The sequence below is a fragment of the Streptomyces olivaceus genome (genome assembly GCF_000721235.1).
Lineage (GTDB): Bacteria > Actinomycetota > Actinomycetes > Streptomycetales > Streptomycetaceae > Streptomyces > Streptomyces olivaceus.
In genome coordinates, this window is record NZ_JOFH01000022.1 from 137565 (window position 1) to 146838 (window position 9274).

The following is a 9274-nucleotide window of genomic DNA, read 5'->3' on the forward strand; positions in this document are numbered from 1 at the left end:
GCGGCCGCCCCGGCGGCGAGCTGCCGGCATGCACCGGTCACCCTGCACCGGCCGCCGGCCGCGCCCGAGGACCGCGCGGGCACGCCCCGGTCGGGCGGCGGCCGTGCTCGCCGACCGGACACGGCCCCGCTCCGGCATCGTCTCCCGGCCCGGCGCGCGGGGCTCCGGCCCCCGGCATCGTCCCCCGGCCCCCCCCGGTGCCCGGACCCCGTCGGCTCGCTCTTGCGGTAGGCCATTCGCCACGTCGTCCTCGTCCGTCTCGTGGACGCCCCGACCATCCGCCGCCGGTCCCCGCTACCCTGGCGGCGTGCGTTCTCCCCGGGGCACCCCGCCGGGCGGCACCGGGCAGACGCAAAGCCGACAGCCGTCGCATCCTAGGGAGCCCCTTCATGGCCTCGACGCCATCCACCCCGCCCGCCGACACCCGGACCCGTGTCTCCGCCCTGCGAGAGGCCCTCGCCACCCGCGTGGTGGTCGCCGACGGCGCGATGGGCACCATGCTCCAGGAGCAGAACCCCACGCTGGACGACTTCCAGCAGCTGGAGGGGTGCAACGAGGTCCTGAACCTGACCCGCCCCGACATCGTCCGCTCGGTGCACGAGGAGTACTTCGCCGCCGGCGTCGACTGCGTCGGCACCAACACCTTCGGCGCCAACCACTCCGCCCTCGGCGAGTACGACATCCCCGAGCGCGTGCACGAGCTCTCCGAGGCCGGCGCCCGCGTCGCCCGCGAGACCGCCGACGCCTTCGCCGCCCGGGACGGGCGCCAGCGCTGGGTGCTGGGCTCCATGGGCCCCGGCACCAAGCTCCCCACCCTCGGCCACGCCCCGTACACCGTCCTGCGCGACGCCTACCAGCGCAACGCCGAGGGCCTCGTCGCCGGCGGTGCCGACGCCCTGCTCGTCGAGACCACCCAGGACCTCCTGCAGACCAAGGCCTCCGTGCTCGGCGCCCGGCGCGCCCTCGACGCCCTCGGCCTCGACCTGCCCGTCATCGTCTCCGTCACCGTCGAGACCACCGGCACCATGCTGCTCGGTTCGGAGATCGGCGCCGCGCTCACCGCGCTGGAGCCGCTCGGCATCGACATGATCGGCATGAACTGCGCCACCGGCCCGGCCGAGATGAGCGAGCACCTGCGCTATCTCGCCCGCCACTCCCGCATCCCGCTGACCTGCATGCCCAACGCCGGTCTGCCGGTCCTCGGCAAGGACGGCGCCCACTACCCGCTGACCGCGCCCGAGCTGGCCGACGCCCACGAGACCTTCGTACGCGAGTACGGCCTGTCCCTGGTCGGCGGCTGCTGCGGCACCACCCCCGAGCACCTGCGCCAGGTCGTCGAGCGTGTCCGGGGCGCCGAGCCCACCGACCGCCACCCCCGGCCCGAGCCCGGCGCCGCCTCGCTCTACCAGAGCGTGCCCTTCCGGCAGGACACGTCCTACCTCGCCATCGGCGAGCGCACCAACGCCAACGGCTCCAAGAAGTTCCGCGAGGCCATGCTGGACGGCCGCTGGGACGACTGCGTCGAGATGGCCCGCGACCAGATCCGCGAGGGCGCGCACCTGCTCGACCTGTGCGTCGACTACGTGGGCCGGGACGGCGTCGCCGACATGGAGGAGCTCGCCGGACGGTTCGCCACCGCCTCCACCCTGCCGATCGTCCTCGACTCCACCGAGGTCGACGTCATCCGGGCCGGACTGGAGAAGCTCGGCGGCCGCGCCGTCATCAACTCCGTCAACTACGAGGACGGCGCCGGCCCCGAGTCCCGCTTCGCCCGCGTCACCAGGCTGGCCCGGGAGCACGGCGCCGCGCTGATCGCCCTGACCATCGACGAGGAGGGCCAGGCGCGCACCGCCGAGAAGAAGGTCGAGATCGCCGAACGGCTCATCGAGGACCTCACCGGCAACTGGGGCATCCACGAGTCGGACATCCTCGTCGACTGCCTGACCTTCACCATCTGCACCGGCCAGGAGGAGTCCCGGGGCGACGGCGTCGCCACCATCGAGGGCATCCGCGAACTCAAGCGGCGCCACCCCGACGTGCAGACCACCCTCGGCCTGTCCAACATCTCCTTCGGCCTGAACCCGGCCGCCCGCATCCTGCTCAACTCCGTCTTCCTCGACGAGTGCGTCAAGGCCGGCCTGGACTCGGCGATCGTGCACGCCAGCAAGATCCTGCCGATCGCCCGCTTCGACGAGGAGCAGGTCACCACCGCCCTCGACCTGATCCACGACCGCCGCCGCGAGGGCTACGACCCGCTGCAGAAGCTGATGGCCCTCTTCGAGGGCGCCACCGCCAAGTCCCTCCGGGCCTCCAAGTCCGAGGAACTGGCCGCCCTCCCGCTCGACGAGCGCCTCAAGCGCCGCATCATCGACGGCGAGAAGAACGGCCTGGAGCAGGACCTCGACGCCGCCCTCCAGGAGCGCCCCGCCCTGGAGATCGTCAACGAGACGCTGCTCGACGGCATGAAGGTCGTCGGTGAACTCTTCGGCTCCGGCCAGATGCAGCTGCCGTTCGTGCTCCAGTCCGCCGAGGTCATGAAGACCGCGGTGGCCCACCTGGAACCGCACATGGAGAAGACCGACGACGACGGCAAGGGCACCATCGTGCTGGCCACCGTCCGCGGCGACGTCCACGACATCGGCAAGAACCTCGTCGACATCATCCTCTCCAACAACGGCTACAACGTCGTCAACCTCGGCATCAAGCAGCCGGTCTCCGCGATCCTGGAAGCCGCCGACGAACACCGGGCCGACGTCATCGGCATGTCCGGGCTCCTGGTCAAGTCCACGGTGATCATGAAGGAGAACCTGGAGGAGCTCAACCAGCGCAAGCTGGCCGCCGACTACCCCGTCATCCTCGGCGGCGCAGCCCTGACCAGGGCCTACGTCGAACAGGACCTGCACGAGATCTACGACGGCGAGGTCCGCTACGCCCGCGACGCCTTCGAGGGCCTGCGCCTGATGGACGCCCTGATCGGCATCAAGCGGGGCGTGCCCGGCGCCAAGCTGCCCGAACTCAGGCAGCGCCGCGTACGGGCCGCCACCGTCGAGATCGACGAGCGCCCCGAGGAGGGGCACGTCCGCTCCGACGTCGCCACCGACAACCCGCTGCCCACGCCGCCCTTCCGCGGCAGCCGCGTCATCAAGGGCATCCAGCTCAAGGAGTACGCCTCCTGGCTCGACGAGGGCGCCCTCTTCAAGGGCCAGTGGGGCCTCAAGCAGGCCCGCAGCGGCGAGGGACCCTCGTACGAGGAACTGGTCGAGTCCGAGGGCCGGCCGAGGCTGCGCGGGCTCCTCGACCGGCTCCAGACGGACAACCTGCTGGAGGCGGCCGTCGTCTACGGCTACTTCCCCTGCGTCTCCAAGGACGACGACCTGATCGTCCTCGACGACGACGGCAACGAACGCACCCGATTCACCTTCCCGCGCCAGCGCCGCGGCCGGCGGCTGTGCCTGGCGGACTTCTTCCGCCCGGAGGAGTCCGGCGAGATCGACGTCGTCGGCTTCCAGGTCGTCACCGTCGGCTCCCGGATCGGCGAGGAGACGGCCCGCATGTTCGAGGCCAACGCCTACCGCGACTACCTGGAACTGCACGGACTCTCCGTCCAGCTCGCCGAGGCCCTCGCCGAGTACTGGCACGCGCGCGTCCGCTCCGAGCTGGGCTTCGCCGGGGAGGACCCGGCCGAGATGGAGGACATGTTCGCCCTGAAGTACCGGGGCGCACGCTTCTCCCTCGGCTACGGCGCCTGCCCCGACCTGGAGGACCGCGCGAAGATCGCCGCCCTGCTGGAGCCCGAGCGCATCGGCGTCCAGCTGTCGGAGGAGTTCCAGCTGCACCCCGAGCAGTCCACCGACGCCATCGTGATCCACCACCCGGAGGCCAAGTACTTCAACGCCCGCTGACGCCCGGCGCCCGGCGCCGGATGTCCGGCGCCGCCCGCCGACGCGGACCGCCCCGGCACCGCTCCCCCCGGGGCCCCGCAGCCACACCAGGCGTTCGCGTCCCGCACGACGTACACTGGTCGGTCCACTGCAGGCCGGTTCCCCACGTGGGAACCGGCCTGATCGTCCCTCAAGGAGGTACGTGGATGACCAGCACGGTCCCCGCGCTCGACACCCGTACGGCCGAAGGCTCCGCCCTGCAGGCCGTGCTCCTCGACATGGACGGCACCCTGGTGGACACCGAGGGCTTCTGGTGGGACGTCGAGGTGGAGGTCTTCGCCTCCCTCGGCCACACCCTCGACGACTCCTGGCGCCACGTCGTGGTCGGCGGCCCCATGACCCGCAGCGCCGGCTTCCTGATCGAGGCCACCGGCGCCGCCATCGGCCTCGCCGAACTCAGCGTCCTGCTCAACGACGGCTTCGAACGGCGCATCGGCCGCGACCTGCCGCTCATGCCCGGGGCCGCCCGCCTCCTGGCCGAACTGACCGCCCACGACATCCCCACCGCCCTCGTCTCCGCCTCACACCGGCGCATCATCGACCGCGTCCTGAAGTCGCTCGGCCCCCACCACTTCGCCCTCACCGTCGCCGGCGACGAGGTGCCCCGCACCAAGCCGCACCCCGACCCCTACCTGGCCGCCGCGTCCGGTCTCGGCGCGGACCCCGTCCGGTGCGCCGTCGTCGAGGACACCGCCACCGGCGTCGCCGCCGCGGAGTCCGCCGGCTGCCACGTCGTGGCGGTGCCCTCGGTCGCCCCCATCACCCCCGCCGCCCGGCGCACGGTCGTCGGCTCCCTGGAAGAGGTCGACCTCCCCTTCCTGCGCGGACTCGTGACCCTCACGTGAGCTAGGCGCCGAAGGGACCGGTCGGGCCGCCGCGGATGGCTGAATGCCGACAGCGGTGGCTGAAGCGGATGTGTGAGGTTCACCACGCTGCAAGGGGTCGACAGGTAGGCACGGGTGTGCTGCGAGACGCCTGGCGAACGTTGTACGAGAGTCCTTGTGTCCCGATTGGTGAAAGCTCGCACTAATCCTTCCACTGTCGGGTTTTCGGTGTGTCCACACCCGGTTTCGCTCCGTGATGAGCACTCAACTCCGGTGGCTGCGAACCCCGGTGCGGGCGCGGACTAATCTCGTCGCGAGAACACCGGCCACTACCCCCGTGATCCGCCGCGACACCCCACGCATGCCGGATACACGGACCGACAGCTCTGGAGAAACTCGAGCATGAACCGTAAGACTTTGGTGCTGCCGGCCGTAGTCGGCCTGCTCGCGCCGGTGCTCGCTGCCTGCGGCGGGTCCGACGGCGGCAGTGGCGGAGGGGACGCGATCGCTGTCGGCACCACGGACCGGTTCACCATCACGAAGGACGTCCCGGCGCCCTTCGACCCGGCGTACGCCTACGACATCGGCGCCTGGAACATCATGCGCCACACCGCCCAGACGCTGATGACCCAGCCCCGCGGCGACGGCGAACCCGTCCCCGAGGCCGCCCAGCAGTGCGGCTTCACCGACACCGGCAACGAGCGCTATGCCTGCACGCTGCGCGACGGTCTGAAGTTCAGCAACGGCGACGACCTCACCGCCGAGGACGTCAAGTACTCCATCGACCGCGCCGTGAGCCTGGAGGCCGACACCGAGGTCGGCAAGGTGCTGCTGTCGACGGTGGACACCGTGGAGACCAAGGGCGACCGCGAGGTCGTCTTCCACCTCAAGACCGCCGACGCCACCTTCCCGTACAAGCTCTCCACACCCGTGGCCAGCATCCTGAACAAGGAGCAGTACGCGAAGGACAAGTTCCGCGACGGCTTCGACCTCGACGGGTCGGGCCCGTACGAGATGAAGAGCGAGTCCAAGAACGGCGTCCTCTCCAAGATCGTGTTCACCAAGAACCCCACCTACAAGGGGAGCGTCAAGGTGAACAACGACAAGGTGGAACTGGTGTCCTTCGAGGACGCCGAGACCATGGGGAACGCGCTGGACAAGGGCGACATCGACGTCATGACGCGCGCGATGACCCCGGAGCAGGTCAAGAAGCTCTCCGACAGCAGCCAGGGCGCCGTCAAACTCGTCGAGGTGTCCGGCCTGGAGATCCGCTATCTGGGCTTCAACGTCGACGCGGCCAGCGTCGAGGACAAGGCCGTCCGGCAGGCGATGGCCCAGGTCATCAACCGCGCCGAACTCGTCTCCAGGGTCTACGGCTCCCAGGCCGAGCCGCTGTACTCGATGGTCCCGGCCGGCATCACCGGCCACTCCAACTCGTTCTTCAACAAGTACGGCGACCCGAGCGTCGCCAAGGCGAAGCAGACGCTGAAGTCCGCGGGCATCGACTCGCCCATCGAGCTGACCCTGCACTACACCACGGACCACTACGGCGCCGCCACGAAGCTCGAGTTCGAGGAGCTGCAGCGACAGCTCAACGCCAGCGGCCTGTTCGACATCAAGCTCGACGGCAAGCCCTGGGACATCTTCCGGCCGGCCGAGCGCAGGCTCGAGTACGACGTCTTCGGCATGGGCTGGTTCCCCGACTTCCCCGACGCGGACAGCTTCATCGCACCGTTCCTCGACGAGGACAACACCCTCAAGTCGCCCTACCTGAACCAGAAGATCATCAAGGACCTGATCCCCGAGTCGCGCAGTGAGGCCGACCGCCTCTCCGCCGCCGACAGCCTCACGGAGATCCAGGACATCACCGCCGCGGACGTCCCGCTGATCCCGCTGTGGCAGGGCAAGCAGTACGTGGCCGCCCGGGACGACGTCACCGGCGCCGCCTACCTGCTCAACTCCTCCTCGACGCTCCAGCTCTGGGAGCTGGGCCGGGGCGTGAGCGGCTGACGCCGCCCCCGGAGCCCGAAACGCCGAAGGGCGTCCTCCCCCGGCCGGTGGAGGACGCCCTTCGGCGTGCGCGGTGAGCCACGGAGCACGGGGTCCCGGCGGCCGACGCGGAACCCGCGGTCCCGCGCGCGGCCCCCGGCCCCGCCCGCCCGGCCCCCGGCCTACTGCGCGCCGGGCCGGACCAGACCGCTCTCGTACGCGTAGACCGCGGCCTGCACCCGGTCCCGCAGCCCCAGCTTGGTCAGCACATGGCCCACGTGCGTCTTCACGGTGGTCTCACTGACGAACAGGTCGGCCGCGATCTCCGCGTTGGACAGGCCGCGCGCCACCAGCTTCAGCACCTCCACCTCACGCTCCGTCAGCGTGTGCAGGGTGTCCGGCACCGGCTCGTCCCCGGACGGCAGATGCGTGGCGTACTTGTCCAGCAGCCGCCGGGTGATACTCGGCGCGAGCAGCGCCTCGCCGTTCGCCACCACGCGGATCGCCTGCACCAGCTCGTTGGCCGGCGCGTCCTTCAGCAGGAAGCCACTGGCCCCCGCCTTCAGCGCCTCCACCACGTACTCGTCGAGGTCGAACGTGGTCAGCACCAGCACCTTGGCCGGTCCGTCCCGCTCGGGCCCGGTGATCTGCCGGGTCGCCTCCACACCGTCCATCCGCGGCATGCGGATGTCCATGAGCACCACATCGGGCTGCAGCGCCCGCACCTGGTCGAGCGCCTGGAGGCCGTCCCCGGCCTCACCGACGACCGCGAGATCCTGCTCCGCCTCCAGAATCATCCGGAAGCCGGTGCGCAGCAGCGGCTGGTCGTCGACCAGTAGGACGCGGATGGCCACGTAAGTCTCCTTCGGATCGGCTTAGCCCGGGCTCATTCTGCCCTGCTCGGCACCGACGGAGTCGGCCGCCCTCACCGGCAGCGGATACGGCGGGGGAGTGCCGCCGAACTCCGGACAGTGCGCCTGGTGGTCGCACCAGCCGCACAGCTTGGTGGGCCGGGGCCGCCAGTCACCCGTCTCGGTCGCCAGCCGGATCGCCTCCCACAGGGCCAGCAGCTTGCGCTCCACCCGCTCCAGGTCGGTCAGGACCGGGTCGTAGGTCAGCACGTCACCACTGCCGAGATAGACCAGCTGCAGACGGCGCGGGACGACCTTCTTCAGCCGCCACACCACCAGCGCGTAGAACTTCATCTGGAACAGCGCGCTCTCGGCGTACTGCGGCCGGGGAGCCTTGCCCGTCTTGTAGTCCACGATCCGCACCTCGCCGGTGGGGGCCACGTCGACCCGGTCGATGATGCCGCGCAGCCTCAGTCCGGAGTCCAGCTCCGCCTCGACGAACAGCTCCCGGTCCGCGGGCTCCAGCCGGCTCGGGTCCTCCAGCGTGAACCAGCGCTCCACCAGCCCCTCGGCCTCCGCCAGCCAGCGCGCCAGCCGCTCGCCCTCCGGGTCGTCGGCGAACAGCTCCCCGACCTCCGGCCGGCTCCCCCGCAGGCGGTCCCACTGGCCCGGCACCAGCGCCTTCGCCCGCCCCGCCGTGCGCTCGGCCGCCGGCGCGTCGAACAGCCGCTCCAGCACCGCGTGCACCAGCGTGCCCCTCGTCGCCGCCTCGCTCGGCTTCTCCGGCAGCCGGTCGATCACCCGGAACCGGTACAGCAGCGGACACTGCATGAAGTCGCCGGCCCGTGACGGCGAGAGCGAGGAAGGCGCGGTCGCCCCGCGAGCGGGGGCCGCGGGCACGGCCGCCGCCCCCGTGACCGGCCCCCGCGCCGCCGTGTCCGCGGGCTCCGCCGCCGCTGTCGCCGCCGGTCGGGGGGATCCGCCGGTGTCCTCCGCGACATCCTCGGTACTCGTCTCCATGCCCACAGACCTTACGGCCCGCCACTGACAGTGACCCAAAGGCAGGCGTGACCCGTGCGACGGAAGGGAAGCACAGGGGTGCCGGGGCGAAACGGGCCGGGACGGACGCATACCATCGACACGAGACCCTCCCGGCCGGCAGGCGGGAGACGCTTCGAACGAGGGGACACCGTGGACGTGAGCGGCGGGAGCGGGCAGCCGCGGTCCGGCAACGACGAGTCGGCCGAACCCCAGGCAGGCCCCGAGACGGCCCCGGCCCCCGACTCCACACCCCCGGACCCCGCGGCACCGTCGACCCCGGCCCCCGAACCGGCCGACCGCCGGCCCCGACCCCCCGAGGCCACGGCCCCCAGGGACCCGGACCCCTCGAACCCGGAACCGCAGGCGCCCGAAACACCCGGCCAAGCCGCACCACGTCACAACGCACCACATCACGACGCACCGGCGTCCGAGGCCCAGCTCCCCGGAACGCCCGGCGCCCCCGCCGTACCGCCCTCGGACGAGCCCTCCGCCGAAGCCGCCCCCGCGCGGAGCGAGCACGGCGAACGCGCGCCGCACGGCACCGCCCCCGACGCCCCCACCCCGGCCGGCCCCCCCCCTCCCGGGCCGCAGACACCGGGCGGGAACGGCGGCGGCACGGACCCGTGGT

General features: G+C 71.5%; 5 protein-coding genes. 3 read left to right on the forward strand and 2 right to left on the reverse strand.

Features of this window, described 5'->3' with window-relative positions:
• Nucleotides 1-389: 389 nt before the first annotated feature.
• The 3 genes from metH to IG94_RS0124490 all read left to right on the forward strand — a co-directional run bounded on the left by metH (nucleotide 390) and on the right by IG94_RS0124490 (nucleotide 6775).
• Nucleotides 390-3902 (forward strand): methionine synthase, encoded by a 3513-nt coding sequence (gene metH / locus IG94_RS0124480; RefSeq protein ID WP_031041049.1) that lies wholly within the window; start codon nucleotides 390-392, stop codon nucleotides 3900-3902.
• A gap of 185 nt (nucleotides 3903-4087) precedes the next feature.
• Nucleotides 4088-4786, forward strand: coding sequence for an HAD family hydrolase (locus IG94_RS0124485; RefSeq protein ID WP_031041051.1), 699 nt, complete (start codon nucleotides 4088-4090; stop codon nucleotides 4784-4786).
• 381 nt (nucleotides 4787-5167) lie between these two features.
• Nucleotides 5168-6775 carry an ABC transporter substrate-binding protein gene (locus IG94_RS0124490; protein WP_031041054.1) on the forward strand — a complete coding sequence of 536 codons (1608 nt, stop codon included), beginning with the start codon at nucleotides 5168-5170 and terminating at the stop codon, nucleotides 6773-6775.
• Between the two features lie 161 nt (nucleotides 6776-6936).
• Here IG94_RS0124490 and IG94_RS0124495 read toward each other — a convergent pair whose 3' ends face one another.
• A complete protein-coding gene (locus tag IG94_RS0124495; RefSeq protein WP_031041056.1) occupies nucleotides 6937-7608 on the reverse strand; it encodes a response regulator in 672 nt (223 codons plus the stop codon).
• A gap of 21 nt (nucleotides 7609-7629) precedes the next feature.
• Nucleotides 7630-8625 carry a RecB family exonuclease gene (locus IG94_RS0124500; RefSeq protein ID WP_031041059.1) on the reverse strand — a complete coding sequence of 332 codons (996 nt, stop codon included), beginning with the start codon at nucleotides 8623-8625 and terminating at the stop codon, nucleotides 7630-7632.
• Nucleotides 8626-9274 lie beyond the last annotated feature (649 nt).